Origin of the sequence: Heliomicrobium undosum (assembly GCF_009877425.1) — a bacterium.
In the GTDB taxonomy this organism is placed as follows: domain Bacteria; phylum Bacillota; class Desulfitobacteriia; order Heliobacteriales; family Heliobacteriaceae; genus Heliomicrobium; species Heliomicrobium undosum.
The window spans coordinates 140,641-158,818 of the sequence record NZ_WXEY01000003.1 but is presented as its reverse complement, the minus strand read 5'-3'; the positions used below and the strand labels follow the sequence as shown (position 1 = coordinate 158,818).

Below are 18,178 nucleotides of genomic sequence, written 5' to 3'. Positions count from 1 at the left end.
GGGGGAGAGGAACGTCAAGACTCCTTCTTCCCATTCATTTCCAGAAAGCAGGAGCACCTGCCTATCGTGTCGAAAAAGAGAACGATAAAGGTTCATGAAAGGTTCATGAAAAAAGACGAATGTCCTTTAATGGACACTCACCGATATGGAGTGACTCGCATGTTGCAACAGGCCCGGACATTGCTGAAGCGGCATTTCGGATATGACGCCTTCCGGCCCGGCCAGGAAAAGATCATCGAGAGCCTGCTCGCCGGTCGTGACACGGTGGGCATCATGCCGACAGGCGGCGGCAAGTCGATCTGTTACCAGATCCCGGCGCTGCTGTTGCCGGGCCTGACCGTCGTCATTTCTCCGCTGATCGCGCTGATGAAGGATCAGGTGGACAACCTCCAGAACCTTGGCATCGCCGCCACCTTCATCAACAGTTCCCTCGACAGCGATGAAGCAGACCTGCGCATCCAGCGGATGAACCGGGGCGACTTCAAACTGATCTACCTGGCGCCGGAACGGCTCGAATCCCCCCACTTTCGCCACCTGCTGCAGCGGCTGCCCGTCTCTCTGATCGCCGTCGATGAGGCCCACTGCGTTTCCCAATGGGGGCATGACTTCCGTCCCAGTTACCTCACCATCGCCTCCCTGGTCGCTGACTATCCCCGCCGGCCGAGGGTGGCGGCCTTTACCGCCACAGCCACGGAATATGTCACAGAGGATATCATCCGGCACCTGGGGCTGCAGGCGGCTCAGATCTTCGCCACCGGTTTCGACCGCCCCAACCTCTCTTTTCGCGTCATCCGGGGTGAAAACAAAAAAGATTTCCTCATCCGCTACCTAGAAGCGAACCGGGAGAGAGCAGGCATTGTCTATACGGCCACGCGCCGCGAAGCGGACCAACTCCAGGAATACCTCGTCCGCAAGGGTTTTCGCGCCGGGCGGTATCACGCCGGGCTGGAGGACATGGAACGGGCGCGCGCCCAGGACGCCTTCCTCTATGACAACACCCGGATCATGGTGGCCACCAACGCCTTCGGGATGGGCATCGACAAATCGAACGTGCGCTTCGTCATCCACTACAACATGCCGAAGAACATGGAATCCTACTACCAGGAGGCGGGTCGGGCGGGGCGGGATGGCGAGCCGGCAGAGTGCATCCTGCTATTCAGCGCCCGCGACATCAACACCCAGAAGTTCCTCATCGAACAAAACCAGGCGACGCCGGAGCGCAAGTCGATGGAGCACCGAAAACTCCAGTCGATGATCGATTACTGCCACACGCCGCGCTGCCTGCGCAGCCATATCCTCCACTACTTCGGGGAAGAAGCGCCGGAAGAATGCGGCAACTGCAGCACCTGCGCCGACGATGCCGAACCGGTCGACATCACCACAGAAGCCCAGAAGATTTTTTCCTGCATCGTCCGCATGCAGGAGCGCTTCGGCATGAACCTGGTCGCCGAGGTCCTCAAAGGGTCGAAAAGCAAAAAGCTGGCCCAGACCGGTTTCGAACGCCTGTCCACCTACGGCCTGATGAAAGAGTACACCATCAAAGAAATCACCGACATGATCAACATCCTCACCGCCGAGGGCTACCTCTTCGTGACCGAAGGCGCCTTCCCTGTGGTGCGCCTCTTGGAAAAGGCCGTCCCGGTCTTGAAAGGCCGCGAAAAGGTCTTCCTCAAGGTGCGCAAGCGGGCCAGCCGGCTGGAGGCGGACAGCGACCTCTTCGAACATCTCCGCCGCCTGCGCAAAACGATCGCAGACCGCGACGGCGTCCCGCCCTACATCGTCTTTCCCGACAGCACCCTTCGGGAGATGTCCCAGCGGCTCCCCCTCGACCGCATGTCCCTGCGCGCCATCAGCGGCGTCGGCGAGACCAAGTTGGAGCGGTATGGCGACGCCTTTTTAGAGGAGATCCGGCGACACACAACAGGCGCGTAACCAGGTACACAGCTAGCGCAATCTGCTGCACAACCGGCAAGCAACTGGCGCGCAAAGCAATTCACCCTCTCCACCACCGTCGCATACGGCTATGAGTATAGAATGCGCGCATATCGGTGGAAAGGGTGACATACACGTGTATGATGATCCGTTTCAATCCCCCCACGACGGATTCTCTGCGTCGGTCGACGGCCGGGCCTACCTCCGGGTGCTCCATGCCGCTCCCAACGCGCCGCCTGTCGACATCTATGCCAATGACGTCCTGATCATCCGGAGACTCCCCTACAGTCGCTTCACCCAGTACTTCCCTGTCCTGCCCGGTCGTTACCGGATCGAGGTCTTTCCGACAGGGACCCGGACGACGCCGGTCATCGGCGCCGTCGTCGATATCCCGGATCGCGCCATCATTACCGCTGCCGCCGTCGGTGTCCTCCCCAACCTCAGCCTCCTGCCCATCGCCGACCCGAGGCTGCCCCGCCGGCCCGACACGGTCTATATCCGCTTCGGCCACCTGTCTCCCGACGCCCCCGCTGTGGACATCACTCTGCCCAACGGCACAGTGCTGTTCCGAAACGTCTCCTTCCGCCAAGTCACCGACTACATCCCTGTTCCGCCCGGCACCTATACCCTGCAGGTGCGCCCCGCCGGTTCGACCCAGGTCGTCCTGACCGTGCCCAATGTGCGGCTGCTGCCCAACCGCTTCCTGACCGTCTATGCCGTCGGCCTGGTCGGCGGCCGCCCGCCGCTCCAGGCGCTGATTCCGCTCGACGGGAATACCTATCTGCCCTTAACCAGTTTCCCCACCCCGACGCCCTACGCGGGTCCGGGTACACCAGCGCCAGGGGCGCCCTTCGGGGGGTTGCCTGCGCCTCCGACAATGAGGTCAGACTTTTAGGTTATTTGAATACACCACTCCCCTGGAGCGCATCTTTGCTGGTTTACAGACCTCACCCACAAACGAAAACAGGAACCGATTACGTGTATTTTGGCGGAAGCGCTTTTCACTAGCGCCTCCGCCTTTGTTCTTTCCTATGATTATTCAAACTGTTCACTGACGTTCTTTAACAGTACGCGCATGCCGTACAGTTGATTTTTACTTTTTCTTTGAAAGATTTCTTCACTGCGTCAACGATTGCTCGTTCTTTTGACGTTAAGGAATTCGCCTCGGCTTCTCGGGCCACCCTGATGTTCTCGGTAACCCACCGTGAGCGAAACCAGTTCCATGATAGGGATATGCCGTATCGACATAATTCACCCCGGAATCAATTGCATACCGCATCATCGGTAATGCCTTAGATTCATCGATCTTCGTTGGATCACCGTCGATAATCGGCAACCGCATACACCCAAATCCCAAAACAGATACCATTTCGTTGGTCTTTCCATATTTTCTAAACAGCATAATTCCCCCACCTTTTCTCACGCACCCGGCACTGCTCAGGCGCCCATTCATTATCAAATCAGCGGATTGATTCAAAGTTCATCATCGCGCTAAACCTAAAACGCCAAGGCTTATGTCGCCTCGGCGTTTTAGGTTTAGCGTTCGCTATGGGTCAGCTGCTCAATGGCAGCAATCCGACTTCGGATAGTAGTGGACCCGCCGGTTCGACTCCTCCGCCTTCTTGGCATCGTTGAAATGGTCCAGCGTGGAAAGATAGCCGGTGATGCGGCGCACCCGGGAGATGCGGTCGCTGCCGCACTTTGGGCACTTGTCGCGGTCGATGACGCCGTTAAAGCCACAGGACTTGCAGATATCAACGGGGAAGTTGACGGCGGCGTAGCCCATGTCCGCCTCGTACATGGCCTTGACGAGGGCTTCAAAGGCTTGCAGGTTGTGCTGCGGCGCCGACGGCAGCTCCACATAGGAGATGTGGCCGGCGTTGGTGTACTGGTGGTAGGGGCCTTCGATGGCGATCTTCTCGAAGGCGTTGATCTTGTACTCGACGGGGACGTGGAAGGAGTTGGTGTACCAGTCCCGGTCGTTGACGCCTTCGATGAGGCCGAACTTGTCCCGGTCCTTTTTCGTAAACTTGCCGGAAAGGCCTTCCGCCGGCGTGGCCAGCAGGGAGAAGTTCAGCCCATGCTTGGCAGAAGCCTCTTCCATCCGGTGGCGCATGTGACGGACGATTTTGAGGCCCAGGTCCTGCGCCTCCGGCGATTCGCCGTGGTGCTTGCCGGTCAAGGCGATAAGGCACTCGGCCAGACCGATGAAGCCCATGGAGAGGGTGCCATGTTTGATCACCGGCTCGATCCGGTCGTTCCAGTTCAGGTTCTCGCTGTCCAGGTACAACCGCTGCCCCATGAGGAAAGGGAAGTCCTTGACGCGCAGGTTCTTCTGCACGTCGTAACGGGTGAGCAACTGCTTGATAACCAGATCGATGGTCTCATCGAGGATTTGCCAGAAAGCGTCCACATTCCCGGCGGCGCGCAGGCCCAAACGGGGCAGGTTGACGCTGGTGAAAGACAAGTTTCCCCGGCCGTCGGTCACCTCGGGGCCGTTGATGTTGCCCATGACGCGGGTGCGGCAGCCCATGTAGGCCACTTCCTCGCCCTGTTCGTTGTAGGGCCGGTTGAAGGAGGCGTCCTGGAAGGCGAAATTGGGGAAAAGGCGCTTGCAGGCCACCTGCATGGACAGTTGGAAAAGATCGTAGTTAGGATCGCCCGCCTCGTAGTTGATCCCTTTTTTGATCTTGAAACAGACGTTGGGGAAGATGGGCGCTTCGCCCTTGCCCAGCCCCTTTTCGTAGGCCAGCAGGAAGGTGCGGGTGATCATCCGGCCCTGCCAGGAGGTGTCGGTGCCGAAGTTGATCGAGGAAAAGGGCACCTGAGCGCCGGCGCGGCTGTGCATCGTATTCAAGTTGTAGATAAAGCCCTCCATGGCCTGGTAGGTCTCGTTCTCCACGCGCTCCATGACCAGCGCTTGCAGCTTCTCCTCGTCCACTTCGATACCCAGCGCGGCTAGGGCGGCTCGCAGGTCTTTTTCCTGGCGGGCGTACTCCGCCTTGACATAGGGCGCCATGTCGCGGTCAAAATAGGCGAAGGACTGGCCGCCGTGCATATCGTTCTGGTTTGACTGAAGGATGATGGCGGCCAGCGCCGCCGCCGTTTTGATGCTCTTGGGGGAGCGGATGTGGCCGTGGCCGTTGTCAAAGCCCTCGGAAAGCAACCGGCCAAGGGGGATCTGCAGGCAGGTCAGCGTCTTTCCGTACCAGGCCAGGTCGTGGATATAGATGTCACCCTCGCGATGGGCCAGCGCCTCATCCTCGGGGATGACCCGGTTCAGGTAGTAGTTGACCGAGGCCACCTCGGAAATCTGTAACACCTTGGCCGAGGGGCTGTTGGAGACGTTGGCGTTTTCCCGGTTGGTCTCCTTGAGGATCTCCTGAACAGCGTCCATCAGGTCAGACTTGGCATCGCGGATCCGGGTCCGCGAACTGCGATAGATTATGTACGCTTTCGCTGTCCGGGCATGGCCGCTCTCGATGAGCACCTTCTCCACCATGTCCTGGACATCTTCCACGGAGAAGACGTTGCCGTTGTAGCGTCCCTTGAGCGCCTTCAGCACGGCAAGGGTCAACTCCATGGCCATCTGCTTATCTTCCCCGCCCACGGCCTTGGCGGCGCGGAAGATGGCGTCGGTGATCTTCGATTCATGAAACTCTACGACACGACCGTCACGCTTGCGAATCTGGCTGAACAATTCCGATTCCTCCTCAACAGATCACATGAAACATACACTTTTTCCCAGATCGAAATCGCCGATTTAACCCTATTGACACAGTGTTATTAGTATTAAAAGGGACGGCAACTGTCCCTTATGTCTGCGCATCAGGTCTTTCGCTTCAACAGCCCTTCCAGTTCCTCCAGGAACCGGCCCACATCGGTGAACTGGCGGTACACGGAGGCAAAACGCACATAGGCGACCTCATCAATGTTGCGCAGGCGCGCCATCAGCATTTCCCCGATCTCCCGGCTTGGGACCTCCCGGTCATATTGGCTGCGCAGGTCCCGTTCCACCGTAGTGACCAGTTCTTCCAGCGTATCGAGGGGGATGGACCGCTTCTCACAGGCTTTCAACAACCCTGACAGGAGTTTGTTGCGATCAAAGGCTTCAAGGGAACCGCCCTTTTTGCGCACGATCAGCGGCGTCTCCTCGATCCGTTCCAGGGTGGTGAAGCGCCGGTTGCACTCCATGCATTCCCGGCGGCGGCGAATCACCCGGCCTTCCTCGGCGCTGCGCGTCTCCAAAACCTTCGATTCGCCATGGCCGCAGTAGCAACACCGCATGATCCACCCTCCCGTCTGACACTAGATCTAGGAGCAGTTTTATTATAGAACCCCTAGATATGTATGGTCAAGGTATATTTTTCCAGATTTGTGGGGCATCGGTCCTATTTTCGACAAGATAATTCCTTAGGTCTTTTCTTTCGAAAGCAGCGCTTGGGCGTTGTTTCCTAATTCCACCTGCTTCGACAGCGAGCCCTATTGTAGCGCCAAAGTCGGCAAAAAGCAAAGGAGTTAAATCGATAAAAAACGCAAAAGGGCTCCAAAAGCCCTTCGCCGTAGAGGATCTTGGGGTTTTTTATAAAGATCCGCGCTACACCCCCATTTATGGCTATCGCAGTATGCCGAAGGGTAAATCCGGGTGTATTGGCGCAGGGAGCGATTTGGGCGGAGCGGCGTAGTGAGCGCAGGTCGCGAAGCGGATAAGCGCGCCATCGACATGCAGAAAAACCCCAGAGCCTTTGGCGCGCCCGCGCAGCGACCCAGCGAACAGCCGCGCAGCCCTTAGCGACCGGAGCCAATACACCCCGATTTGCCGACAAGCGTGGGAAAAGCGAAAGGCCGGAACCTCCTCCGGCTCCGACCTCCCGCTTGCACAATAGGACTGTCTGTGGAACGCTGCCCCGCTAGACATACTCCGAATGCCCATCCCCGAACTGGCTGACATCGACAAGGATCACATCGACGCCGATCTTCTTGATCCGGTCCCAGGGAACAACCATGTCGTCGCCGCGGCCGAAGAAGCTCATAAAGCGCCCCTGGCCCGGGAGCACGATGGCCTTCACCTTCCCCATCTCGGGATCGATGTCGATATCCTTGATCACTCCCAGCCGGCGCCCATCGTGGATATTGACGATATCCCGCAGGCGCAGGTCCGAGATTTTGATCACAGTCTGCCACCTCCCTTTTCGTGCTACATACTATGAGGGAGGCGGTCCTTCTGTGACCTTTTTTCCACCAATCGCCAGGAATATTTCAGACGTGCTTGCGCATGTGTGTCAGCGCCGCTTTTTCCAACCGTGACACCTGGGCCTGGGAGATGCCGATCTCGTCGGCCACCTCCATCTGGGTCTTGCCCTCGAAAAACCGCAGCGTCAGGATCAGTTTTTCCCGGTCGTTGAGCCGGCGCAAGGCCTCGCGGACGGCGATCCCTTCCAGCCACTGGGCGTCCTGATTCTTCTCGTCGCCGATCTGGTCCATGACAAAGATGGGGTCGCCCCCGTCATGGTAGATCGGTTCAAAGAGGGAGATGGGCTCCTGAATCGCGTCCAGGGCAAAGACGACCTCTTCGCGCGGAAAGCCGAGGGCGTCGGCGATCTCGGTGACCGTCGGCTCCCGGGAGAGCTCATTGACGAGATGATCCCGCACCTGCAGCGCCTTGTAGGCGATATCGCGCAGGGACCGGCTGACCCGGATGGGGTTGTTGTCACGGAGGTAACGGCGGATTTCACCGATAATCATCGGTACGGCATAGGTGGAGAATTTCACGTTCTGGCCCAGATCGAAGTTGTCAATCGCCTTCATCAAACCGATACAGCCGACTTGAAAAAGGTCATCCACGTATTCCCCACGGTTGGTGAAACGTTGGATGACACTGAGCACGAGACGCAAATTGCCACTGATCAGTTTTTCCCGGGCAGACGTTTCACCGGATTGCATGGCCTGAAACAAGGTTCGCATCTCGGCGTTGGTGAGCACCGGCAGCTTGGAGGTGTTTACGCCGCAGATTTCCACCTTGTTGACCATCATGGGCAACCCTCCCGACGGCGGCATATTTCCTCTCTAGTATTGCCCCCACCTATCGGGTTATACTGTCGCCCTGATTACCCAACCCCCTTAATTCCATGAGGTGATTTCTTTACTCCATCCGGTTCATCTCTTTGCGCAGCCGCTTGATGATCCGTTTTTCGAGGCGCGATATGTAAGATTGGGAGATGCCGAGCATATCGGCGACCTCCTTCTGGGTCTTTTCCCGGCTGTCCCGGAGGCCGAAACGCAGTTCCACGATGCGCCGCTCCCGCGATGTCAGCTTGCTCATGGCCGCCTGCAGCAGCTTGCGGTCAACCTCTTCTTCAATCGACTTATAAATGATGTCGTTTTCCGTTCCGAGCACATCGGACAAGAGCAATTCATTGCCGTCCCAGTCGATGTTCAGCGGTTCGTCGAAGGAGACCTCTGAGCGGGTTTTGTTGTTGCGGCGTAGGTACATGAGGATTTCGTTTTCAATGCATCGCGAGGCGTAGGTGGCCAGTTTGATCTTCTTCAGGGGATCGAAGGTGTTGACGGCCTTGATCAGGCCGATGGTGCCGATGGAGACGAGGTCCTCGATCCCTACGCCCGTATTCTCGAACTTGCGGGCGATGTACACCACCAGGCGCAGGTTTCGTTCAATGAGAATGGACTTGACCGTCAGATCGCCCTGTTCCAACTGCTCCAGGAGGCGGTACTCCTCATCATTGGAAAGCGGCGGCGGCAAGGTCTCGCTGGAGCCGATGTAATGAACCTCCTGGACGAGATTGAGCCGCTCCAGGAGCTTTCTCAGTTCCGTCTCAAAAAAGAGCTTCACCGATTTGACGGAAAAACTTGTGGCCGCAGATTCTCTCACAATCCCATACCCTCCCTTGTTCACCAATCCCAGGCAGCTGGAACGAGCGCTCGGTATCGACCTGCCGGATCCAGCTGCTGCCGGGTTAAACCGATGATCGCCCCTGAACAGGCGATGATTCTGCCGTCATCCCTTCGCGCCTCCACGGACAGCGGACGGATGCCCAGGAGCATCCCGTCGGCTTTACCGACCGACACAAAGGGGATATAACGCGGGCAAAGGCCGGAATCCGCTCCCACAGCCCCCTCCTGCCATCCTTCCGGCAAAAGGGGGATGACACTCTCCTCCTCGACGACGATCACCGGCGAACGAGAGAGGGGATCGACAAGCCGGTTGCCGCTGTCGACGAGGGCTGGGATCCGGGCTACCCCCCCCGGCAGGGATACAGTCAGTTCGACCTGCCAAGCGCCCTGTTGACGGGCTCGCCGCCAAAGGGACAAGGTGACCGCCGTCATCCCTCCGGCCAGCAGCAACAGAATCCAAAAAGGGGCTGCGCCGGTCGGCTCGCCGGGCGGCGCCAGCGAATAGATGATGCCGCCGGCCAGCCAAGCGCCCAGATAAAAGATCAACCAGGCCTGGAACGTCTGGCGCCATCCCTTGAGCGGAAAAGCCGCCCGGACCATCAGCCAGCCGAGAGCGGTTTTGACGACCCATGCCATGAGCGGTCCGGCGGAAATCCACAAAAATCCGAGGGGAAGCGCGGCGCCGAAGGCGGCGGCGCCAGCCAGACGGAGGGGGTGAATTGGCAGCCGCAAGACGGTCCCGCAGACTGCCAAGAGGATCACATCCATGACAAAATTGATCAGCCAGAGAACATCCCAATAGATGATCAACCGTTCGCCCATCGCCGCTTCCACCACCGTTTCGGAAACCACAAATCCATTATAACGAATTCATTTAACAAATAATGTCACTTTTTGCGTTATGAACCTCAATTGACAAAAAAATAACCCCCACAGCGTAATGCTGCAGGGGTTGCGGTCTTATCTGCCTTTCCGGATCCTCTAATTCAATCGTTATCCCGTATAATCGGTTATCCGCGGTACTTGCGCAGGAAGACGGGGATATCCACGTCATCGCCGAGCGGAACCGGTTTCACTTCCATGGTCGGTTGTTGAACTACTGGTTGGGTGTATCTATCCTTCACCGGAGCTGTCACCCGCGCGGTCTCTTTGGGCGCCGGTTGGGCATGGCGGTGGTCGAACCCGGTGGCGATGACGGTGACCCGCACCTCATCTTCCATCGATTCATCGATGACAGCGCCGAAGATGATGTTGGCTTCGGGATCAGCCACTTCGGTGACGATCTCCGCCGCTTCGTTGACTTCGAGCATCCCCAGGTTGATACCGCCGGTGATGTTCATCAGAACACCCTTTGCGCCCTCGATGGAGGTCTCCAGCAGGGGGCTCGAAATGGCCTTCTTGACCGCGTCAATGGCGCGGTGTTCTCCCGAAGCATAGCCCACACCCATCAATGCCGACCCGGTGTCAGACATGATCGTCTTCACATCGGCGAAGTCCAGGTTGATCAGGCCGGGCACGGCGATCAGGTCGGAGATCCCTTGAACACCTTGGCGCAGGATATCATCAGCCAAACGGAAGGCTTCATTCATTGGCGTATGCTTGTCCACAACCTGCAGCAACCGATCGTTAGGGATGACGATGAGGGTGTCCACAGCCGCCCGGAGTTCGGAGATGCCCCGTTCGGCCTGCATGGCCCGTTTGCGGCCCTCAAAGGTGAAGGGACGGGTGACGACGCCGACGGTCAATGCGCCCAGTTCACGCGCCACTTCGGCCACCACCGGGGCCGCGCCGGTTCCTGTGCCGCCGCCCATGCCTGCGGTGACAAAGACCATGTCGGCGCCCTTCAATGCATGGATCAGTTCCTCCCGGCTTTCCTCAGCCGCCTTTTTGCCGATATCGGGATTGGCGCCGGCGCCAAGCCCTTTCGTTAATTTCAAGCCGATCTGCATCTTCGTTTCGGCCCGGGAAAGATGCAACGCCTGGGCATCCGTATTGACGGAAACAAACTGTACACCCCGTACCCCATGGGAGATCATTCGATTCACGGCGTTGTTGCCGCCTCCACCTACACCGACGACCCGAATCACAGCAAGCGGATTCAAGTCCACATCCAGTTCGAACACAGGGAGTTCCTCCTTCAAGCAGGCTTGTATGAAAATATGGGTACGGTAACAGTTAAGTGAAATCGAGCATTATGTATTGCTTAACATATTGGCATTTAATCTTATCGACGCTAGATCTTCGCTAAAAACCCTTGATTCCCTCTTTTTAGCCATGCTTTTTTTATTACATCCAAAGAGTTCTAAAACATTTTACCGCTTCGACCGTTAATGCACGTTGCCCGCGTTTCCCGTTTTTCCGGAAGACCGCGTTGCCGGACGGGCGCCAGCCGAATTGACGGCGCCTGCTGGACTTTTCGTCTCCTCTTTCGGTTTGACGACAGGCGATTTTGCCGATGAGATGTCGATATAGTGGAGTTTCGGCACGCTGCCGTTCTTCATCCACTGATCCAGGATGTCCAGCAAGACCTGACTCTTGGCGGCGATCTCCTCGGGGGGACCGAAACGAACCTCAATGCTGTCGGTCGTGTATAAGATCAGACGACTGCTGTTGGCCACATGGATTTCGCCGATACGCGCCAAAAGGGTGGACGGCACCTCTTGACACAATTTCAGCCCCGATGCCAGACCATCGGCGTTTACCACCTGCCCCGGGCCCACGTTCAGGGGCGCCTGAACGCCGGTGATCACCGGCAGTGGGATGCCATAGAGGCTGTCCAACTTCCGCAGCAGGATCCCCTGCCGGTCGAGCAACGCGAAGCTTCCCGCCTGCCCGATCACGGCGACAGGCTTGCGTTCCTGGATCTCGATCCGCACCGTCGACGGCAAGTTCCGTTGAATGGTCGCGTCCTCCACCTGAGGGTGAAAACGCAACTGCTCGCGGACGCGGTCACGGTCAATGCGCAGGATGCTCTCCCCTGGTTGGATTCCTGACAACCGGATGATCTCTTCTTCCTTGAGCAGGCTGACGCCTGTCACCGTCACCTGGGAGACACCGAAGTAGGGGGAGTGCAGGAAATAGTAAGCGGCCAGCAAGAAGAGTGAAATAAAAAAGAATCCAAGCACGCTGGCCCGTTGCCGGCGCATTCGTCAGCCCCCTCCGTGGGAAAAACTACCATAAAACCATTATAACAAAAATCGTTGCATCTGTCCAAGGTCCAAAGGCCTATTCACGAAAAAACGAAAAAGCCCCGGCAGAAACCGGGGCCATTGGTCAACCCTCTTCCCGCGTGATCCTTGCGCCCAGGCCCGACAGTTTCTCCACCAACCGATCGTATCCCCGGTCGACGTGAAAGATCTTTTCCACCGTTGTCCCGTTTTCGGCGGCGAGACCGGCCAGGACCAGAGCGGCCCCAGCCCGCAGATCGGTGCATTCCACGACAGCGCCGCTCAGGCCGGGAACACCCTTGACGATGCCCACACGCCCTTCGAGACGGATATTCGCCCCCATGCGGCGCAATTCGTCCACATGCTTGAAGCGGTTTTCAAAGATGGTCTCCGAGATGACCGAAGTCCCCTCGCTGACGGCCATCAGGGCCATCATCTGGGCCTGCATGTCAGTTGGAAAGCCGGGATAAGGCAACGTCTTGATGTCTACCGCCTGGCAGCGGCGGGGCGCGATGACGCGGATCCGGTCATCCTCCTCGATCACCTGGGCGCCCGTCTCCCGCAGTTTCGCTGTCACTGGTTCGAGATGCTCAGGGATCACATTCGTCAATGTCACATCGCCGCCGGTGATGGTGGCGGCCACCATAAAGGTTCCGGCCTCAATGCGGTCGGGAATGAGTTGGTGCGCGCATCCACCCAGGCGCTCCACGCCGTCGATGCGGATGATATCCAAACCGGCGCCGCGGACCCTGGCGCCCATGGCGTTGAGGAAATTCTGCAGGTCCACGATCTCCGGTTCTTTGGCCGCGTTGCGGATGATCGTCGTCCCTTCTGCAAGGGACGCAGCCATCATCAGGTTCTCTGTGGCGCCGACACTGGGAAAGTCAAGATGGATCTCCGTTCCCTGCAACCGTTCCGTCTCCACCTCAAAAAACCCGTGCCGTTCCTGATAGCGGGCGCCCATCTTCTGCAACCCTTTCAGGTGCAGATCCATGGGGCGACTGCCGATGGAACAGCCGCCGGGATGAGAAATCCGCACTTTTCGAAAACGGCTGAGCAACGGGCCCAGAACGAGGTTGGAGGCCCGCATGCGCCGCATCAGGTCGGCGGACACCTCGCGAATCTCGACTGCTGACGCGTCGACGATCAGGCTTTCGCCTTCCCAGGACACCTGGGCGCCTAGCGTGATTAGGACCTCGATCATCATCTGCACATCGGTCAACCGGGGCACGTCCTTGATCCGGCACTCCCCCGTCGACATTAATGAAGCCGCCAGGATGGGCAGCACAGCGTTTTTTGCCCCGCTGATCGCCACCTCTCCGAAAAGCGGCTTACCCCCTTTGATGCGAATCCTCGGTTCCCCAACCATCAACCTGCCCCCCCGAATCTCCGATGACACGAACTTCTGATTTCAGTTCGATGCCGCAGGTTGCCAGTACTCTCGCACGAACGGTATCGATCAGGGCGAGCACATCGGCTGCCGTCGCTCCCCCTCGATTGACGATAAAATTGGCGTGCCGCTCCGACACCTGAGCTCCTCCGATGGCGAAACCCTTCATGCCGGCCTCATCGATCAACCGGCCCGCCGAAAGGCTGCCGGGAGGATTGAGAAAGACGCTGCCGGCATTGGGGAAGTCGAGCGGTTGCGACTTCCTCCGCAGCGTGAGCTTTTCCTCCATCCATCGCTCCAAGGCTTCCTGGTCTCCCCATCGCAGTTCCATTCCCACGCGAACCACGATGGCCTTTTCCCCTTGCAGGCGGGAATGGCGGTAGGCAAAGTCCATTTCCTCCCCCTGATACCGGCGAATCCGGCCCTCATCGTCGATCACGTCGGCCCACCGGACGATGTTCTCCATCGATCCGCCGTGAGCGCCGGCGTTCATCGCCACAGCGCCGCCGAGAGAGGCCGGGATGCCGCAGGCAAACTCCAACCCCTGCAAACCCGCTTTGACGGCAAGCCGGGCCAGCCCAGACAGCGCGCAGCCGCCCCCCGCCGTCAACCGGCAATCGTCCAAACGTCTGTCAGAAAAAGCGCGACCCAGGTGAATGACAACACCCCGGATCCCATTGTCGGCGACGAGCAGGTTGGAACCGCTCCCCACAACCATCCATGGGATCTCCCTTTCGCGGCAACCACGGATCAACCCGGCCAGATCGGCTTCATCGGCGGGCATGGCAAACAGGTCGGCCGGACCGCCGATCTTCCAGGTCGTATGGCGGGACATGGGTTCCTTTTGCATCCATTGACCGCGAAAGTCTCTGGTGATTTGCGTCATATCGGTCAAAGCGCCCTGTCTGTTCCCCATCGTCCCTTCCTCCAGCCCCATTTCCTCTACCCCTGCTCGCTCTGCCGGGCTTCCAGTGCCTCTAGGAGTTGACGCCCGGCCATCCAGATGTTGCCCGCCCCCATGGTCAACACAAGATCACCCGGCTTGACAAGATCCTGCAGACGGCGAAGGAGTTCCTCCTTGTCGGCCGCGTAAACGGCTTTGCGCCCGCATCGGTTTTCATAGACATCCATGATCAGTCCAGATGAGACACCGGGAATGGGCGCTTCTCCGGCCGGATAGATCTCGTTGAGGACGACTACATCGGCGGCGTCAAAAGCCTCGCCGAACTCGCGGTAGAGATCGCGCGTGCGTGTATACCGGTGGGGCTGGAAAACAGCGACGAGCCGCCCCGGTTGCGTCTGCCTTGCCGCCGCCAGCGTAGCCTTTACCTCGGTGGGATGGTGGGCATAGTCGTCGACGACAGAAATACCCTTGGCTTCCCCCATCCGTTGGAACCGTCGTCCAACACCCCCGAAACGGGATAGAGCAGCGGCTGCGGCTGCAAAGGGAACCCCGATCAGATCGGCGCAAGCCACCGCCGCCAAGGCGTTGCTGATGTTGTGTTCCCCAGGAACGGAAAGCAAAAGCCGGCCCAACCGCTCTTCGCCGCGGAAGATGTCCGCCTGCGAACCTTCGGGTGTGCAAATCAGATCGACAACCCGATAATCGGCCCTTGCTTTCATACCATACGTGACCACCCGGCGAGTGGTCACCCTCTCCGCCATTTCCTGCAAGAGGGGGTCATCGGCGCAGAGCAGCAGGATGCCGTCGCCGGACACCCGCTCCGTAAACTGGTAGAAAGCTTCCACAATCGCCTCAAAGGATTGATAGTGGTCCAGATGGTCCGCCTCAATGTTGGTGATCACCGCCATCCACGGGGAAAGCTTGAGGAAGGAACGGTCGCTCTCATCGGCCTCAGCGGCCATGAAATCGCCCTGACCCCATTTGGCATTGCCCTCGATCTCCCGGATCTCTCCCCCGACGATGATGGCTGGATCGAGACCGCACTGTTCCAACATCAGCCCGATCATGGCGCTCGTCGTCGTTTTGCCGTGGGCGCCAGCGACGGCGATCCCCTTTTTTTGCTCCATCAACCAGGCGAGCAGGTCCGCCCTGTGCCAGATCGTCAGATTCCGCTCCCTTGCCAGGCGCAGTTCCGGGTTGTCAGCTTTGACCGCCGTCGACACAACGACCACATCGACGCCCGGTTGGAGGTGCTCCTCCCGGTGTCCCTGAAAAACCTTGGCGCCCTGGCTGACAAGCCGCTGTGTGACGGCTGTATCGGCCAGATCAGAACCGCTCACCTTATAGCCCTGTTGAAGCATCACCCTGGCCAGGCCGCTCATGCCCGTTCCGCCGACGCCGATGAAATGCAACCATGTTCCCTTCGCCAACACCAATCTGTCAGCTCCTTTCCGGGATAATACTGTACCTTGATCGCTGCCGTATTTCCGCCAGGCTGGGACTGCTTCATAGTATGGCAGCCTGCCCGCTAGTGCTCCTGAGCTTGTCCGTATGAAGAGTGAAAAAGAAGTCCCGGTTACTTCCGGGACATGACCACCCGCGAAATCTCATCGAGTATCATCGTTAACGCCTCAGGCCTGCCGGCGCCTTTGGCCGCTTTTGCCATCTGCGCGATCCGGTCCGGCTGTTCCAAGAGCTCCTGCACCGTATCACTCAGGCGTTGGCCGTCCAGTTCGCGATCCATGATCACCCGCGCGGCGCCGACGGCTTCCAGACTGCGGGCGTTGGCCTCCTGATGGTTTTCCGCCGCATGAGGATAGGGAACCAGGATGGACGGCAGACCGCGGGCGGTCACCTCAGAGATGAAGGCGGCGCCGGCGCGGCCGACGCAGAGGTCGCAGGCGGCCAGCCCGTAGTCCATGCGATCCAGGTATGGCATTACATTAATGTTTCCACATTTATCCAAGTTTATTCCGGCCGCCTTGAGTTGGGCGACCGTCTCTTCGTAATTGACCTCCCCCGTGACGTGGATGACCTGCCGCCGGGGATCGCCGGCCCACCGGCGAGCCAGGGAGACCATGGCTTCGTTCAACCGTTTGGCGCCCCGGCTGCCGCCCACGGCCAGCAAAACCTGCGACCTCTCCGGCAGCCCGAAATAGCGGCGACCTTCTTCCCGCTTCGCCGAAAGGATGTCCGGCCGGATCGGAAGACCGGTAACGACCGTCTTTTTTGCCTTCAGGCGTTTTTCGGCCTCCGGAAAGGTCAGCATGACTGAAGCCGCTCGCGGCGCCAAGAGCCGGTTCGTCACGCCGGGAAAGGCGTTTTGTTCATGAATCAGCGCCGGGATCCCGGCCAGGGTGGCCGCCATGACCACCGGAAAGGCCACAAAGCCGCCTGTGCCGATGACCGCATCAGCCCCGAGGCGCCGGAGCAACCGGTACGACTGGGCCAGCCCCCTGGCCGTATCGCCGATGGCCGCCAGGTTGCTCAAACTGAGGCTGCGTTCCAGGCCGCGGCAGTGTACCGTCGTCAGGGGAAGGCCCTCCCGGGGAACGATGGTATTCTCCAATCCGCGTTTTCCACCGACATAGTGGATGGTCGAACCGGGAAACCGTTCCTGGAGGCCCCTGGCGATTGCCAGCGCCGGGTAGATATGACCTCCCGTTCCCCCGCCGGTGACGACAAACACTCTTTTTCTTCGATGCATCCCCTGATTCTTCATGTTGCCACCACCGTTATCGACTAAAGCGTGATACGTTGATCAACAGTCCGATGCCGATCAAGGAAAAGACGAGGGAGGATCCACCGTAGGAGATGAAGGGCAGTGTGATGCCCGTTACTGGCAGGAGCCCGCTGACGACGCCCATGTTGATGATCGCCTGCAGCCCCACCTGGACGGTCAGACCCAGGGCCAGGAGGCTGCCAAAAGCGTCCGGACAGGACACCGCCGTCCGGATCCCGCGCCAGATGAGGAGGAAGAAGAGCAGGATCACGCAGACGACGCCGACCCAGCCCAATTCCTCGCCTAAAATCGCGAAAATGAAGTCCGTATGTTGTTCAGGCAGGTAGAAATACTTCTGTTTGCTCTGACCCATGCCCGCCCCGAAGAGCCCGCCCGATCCAAGGGCGAAGAGGGACTGGAGGGTGTGAAAGCCTGAATCCAGCGGGTCGGCCCAGGGATCGATAAACCCAGTGAGTCGTCGCATCCGGTAGGGTTCCAGGATGGCGGCGGCAAGGATCCCGAGTACGCCGGCGAAGCCCAGGCTAAGCATATGTTGCGGCTTGGCGCCGCCCACATAGAGCATCAAATAAATAGCGCCGCAGATGGCGATGGCCGTTCCCAAATCGCGCTGTAAGAGAAGCAGCCCAGCGATCAACCCGATCAGGAGCAGATATGGCCCTAAACCCCTTTTCAGGTCTTCTAGTTTATGCGGATTCTGGGACAGCTTGTGTGACAGAAAGATGATAACCGACAGTTTCAACAATTCGGAGGGTTGAAAGGAGGCTGGCCCTAGGTTTATCCAGCGAGTCGCCCCCAGAACCTTTTTCCCCACGCCAGGAATGAACACGGCCAGAGAAAGGAGGATGCTGAAGATGAGGAAATGCTTGCTGTAGGGCGCCAATCTCCGGTAATCGATGCGCGCCACCACGAACATGACCACAATCCCGGCCAGCGCCCACAGGACCTGCCGCTGGAAAAAGTAAAAGGGATTGTTGGTGGCATAGGCGGCGCGGACAGAACTGGCGCTCAACACCATGATCATGCCGAATGTGAGCAGGAGAATCACGGCCAAAAAAATGGTGAAATCGGGAGCCCTCGGTTTTAGACGCATGCTTTCTCCTCCCCTCAATGGCGATCACCAAGATTCTGCC

The 18,178-nt window shown here is 58.7% G+C and carries 15 protein-coding genes and 1 pseudogene; 2 read left to right on the top strand and 14 right to left on the bottom strand.

Annotated features, from left to right (window positions below; genetic code table 11):
• Positions 1 to 159: 159 nt before the first annotated feature.
• Together recQ and GTO91_RS04520 are read left to right on the top strand one after the other, a co-directional pair.
• Positions 160 to 1,932 (top strand): DNA helicase RecQ, encoded by a 1,773-nt coding sequence (recQ, locus tag GTO91_RS04525; RefSeq protein WP_161255494.1) that lies wholly within the window; start codon positions 160 to 162, stop codon positions 1,930 to 1,932.
• Positions 1,933 to 2,068: 136 nt separating this feature from the next.
• Positions 2,069 to 2,827: a DUF4397 domain-containing protein gene (locus GTO91_RS04520; protein ID WP_328793725.1), complete on the top strand. Its 759-nt coding sequence runs from the start codon at positions 2,069 to 2,071 to the stop codon at positions 2,825 to 2,827.
• Positions 2,828 to 3,130: 303 nt separating this feature from the next.
• Here the strand turns inward: GTO91_RS04520 and GTO91_RS04515 are convergent.
• From GTO91_RS04515 to ftsW, 14 genes and pseudogenes are all read right to left on the bottom strand, one after another.
• Positions 3,131 to 3,334: pseudogene (locus GTO91_RS04515) on the bottom strand (aldo/keto reductase); the annotation flags it as partial.
• Positions 3,335 to 3,493: 159 nt separating this feature from the next.
• Positions 3,494 to 5,632 carry an anaerobic ribonucleoside triphosphate reductase gene (locus GTO91_RS04510; RefSeq protein WP_161255489.1) on the bottom strand — a complete coding sequence of 713 codons (2,139 nt, stop codon included), beginning with the start codon at positions 5,630 to 5,632 and terminating at the stop codon, positions 3,494 to 3,496.
• A 128-nt stretch (positions 5,633 to 5,760) separates the two neighbouring features.
• On the bottom strand, positions 5,761 to 6,219 hold the full coding sequence (nrdR, locus tag GTO91_RS04505; RefSeq protein WP_161255487.1) for a transcriptional regulator NrdR: 459 nt from the start codon (positions 6,217 to 6,219) through the stop codon (positions 5,761 to 5,763).
• A 623-nt stretch (positions 6,220 to 6,842) separates the two neighbouring features.
• Positions 6,843 to 7,106: a YlmC/YmxH family sporulation protein gene (locus GTO91_RS04500; RefSeq protein ID WP_012283125.1), complete on the bottom strand. Its 264-nt coding sequence runs from the start codon at positions 7,104 to 7,106 to the stop codon at positions 6,843 to 6,845.
• 85 nt (positions 7,107 to 7,191) lie between these two features.
• Complete coding sequence (sigG, locus tag GTO91_RS04495; protein WP_161255484.1) at positions 7,192 to 7,965, bottom strand: RNA polymerase sporulation sigma factor SigG; 774 nt, start codon at positions 7,963 to 7,965, stop codon at positions 7,192 to 7,194.
• 109 nt (positions 7,966 to 8,074) lie between these two features.
• Positions 8,075 to 8,782 (bottom strand): RNA polymerase sporulation sigma factor SigE, encoded by a 708-nt coding sequence (gene sigE, locus GTO91_RS04490; protein WP_161255905.1) that lies wholly within the window; start codon positions 8,780 to 8,782, stop codon positions 8,075 to 8,077.
• A gap of 59 nt (positions 8,783 to 8,841) precedes the next feature.
• Positions 8,842 to 9,696 carry a sigma-E processing peptidase SpoIIGA gene (locus GTO91_RS04485; RefSeq protein ID WP_161255481.1) on the bottom strand — a complete coding sequence of 285 codons (855 nt, stop codon included), beginning with the start codon at positions 9,694 to 9,696 and terminating at the stop codon, positions 8,842 to 8,844.
• A 158-nt stretch (positions 9,697 to 9,854) separates the two neighbouring features.
• Positions 9,855 to 10,967, bottom strand: coding sequence for a cell division protein FtsZ (ftsZ, locus tag GTO91_RS04480; protein WP_161255478.1), 1,113 nt, complete (start codon positions 10,965 to 10,967; stop codon positions 9,855 to 9,857).
• A 204-nt stretch (positions 10,968 to 11,171) separates the two neighbouring features.
• Positions 11,172 to 11,990 carry a cell division protein FtsQ/DivIB gene (locus GTO91_RS04475; protein WP_161255475.1) on the bottom strand — a complete coding sequence of 273 codons (819 nt, stop codon included), beginning with the start codon at positions 11,988 to 11,990 and terminating at the stop codon, positions 11,172 to 11,174.
• Between the two features lie 127 nt (positions 11,991 to 12,117).
• Positions 12,118 to 13,380 carry a UDP-N-acetylglucosamine 1-carboxyvinyltransferase gene (gene murA, locus GTO91_RS04470; protein WP_170294090.1) on the bottom strand — a complete coding sequence of 421 codons (1,263 nt, stop codon included), beginning with the start codon at positions 13,378 to 13,380 and terminating at the stop codon, positions 12,118 to 12,120.
• Complete coding sequence (gene murB, locus GTO91_RS04465; protein WP_207708966.1) at positions 13,343 to 14,317, bottom strand: UDP-N-acetylmuramate dehydrogenase; 975 nt, start codon at positions 14,315 to 14,317, stop codon at positions 13,343 to 13,345. The genes murA and murB overlap by 38 nt, the downstream gene beginning before the upstream one ends.
• A 26-nt stretch (positions 14,318 to 14,343) precedes the next feature.
• The gene (gene murC / locus GTO91_RS04460) at positions 14,344 to 15,738 is read right to left on the bottom strand and encodes a UDP-N-acetylmuramate--L-alanine ligase (protein WP_161255897.1); all 1,395 of its coding nucleotides are present in this window, start codon (positions 15,736 to 15,738) and stop codon (positions 14,344 to 14,346) included.
• Positions 15,739 to 15,881: 143 nt separating this feature from the next.
• Positions 15,882 to 17,027: an undecaprenyldiphospho-muramoylpentapeptide beta-N-acetylglucosaminyltransferase gene (gene murG, locus GTO91_RS04455; RefSeq protein ID WP_235919105.1), complete on the bottom strand. Its 1,146-nt coding sequence runs from the start codon at positions 17,025 to 17,027 to the stop codon at positions 15,882 to 15,884.
• A 13-nt stretch (positions 17,028 to 17,040) separates the two neighbouring features.
• Positions 17,041 to 18,138, bottom strand: a complete 1,098-nt coding sequence (gene ftsW / locus GTO91_RS04450; RefSeq protein ID WP_161255471.1) for a putative lipid II flippase FtsW — start codon at positions 18,136 to 18,138, stop codon at positions 17,041 to 17,043.
• Positions 18,139 to 18,178 lie beyond the last annotated feature (40 nt).